At 35.8% G+C, this 430-nt stretch carries 1 pseudogene; it reads right to left on the bottom strand.

What is annotated here, in order from left to right:
• Nucleotides 1-430: pseudogene (locus EKL98_RS18215) on the bottom strand (polysaccharide biosynthesis protein); the annotation flags it as partial.

A 430-nucleotide genomic window follows, 5' to 3' on the forward strand; every position in this document is an offset into this window, starting at 1 on the left:
AAGGCGATTCCGGCGACAAGAATTGGCAAGCCGTATTTCATCATTTTTTTCCACAGAAGTTTATCGAATCTTCTATCTAAATTGAAATAATTGGGCGAAAGAACGACCAATGTGAGTAAACTCGCTAGTAAATTGGCAATAAAAATATAGGCTATTTCAGAGTGTTCAACATATAGATTATCCATAAACGAATGGGGATTATCCGCTGCCAATTGCGGTAAATAAACCAAAAAGAAAATGTTGAGAATCAAGTTGACCATCACGTTTCCTATCTTGATGGCAGCATACTTCATAGGCCGTTGATTGGCTCTGAGTTTTGAAAACGGAATAATAACCAAAGCATCAAGTGCTAAAATCCAAATTGAATACGTAATAAATTGCACTTCAACATTTGCATAAGCAGCTAATGAATCTCTAAAAATTAAGGCTC

The organism is Flavobacterium bomense (assembly GCF_003970355.1).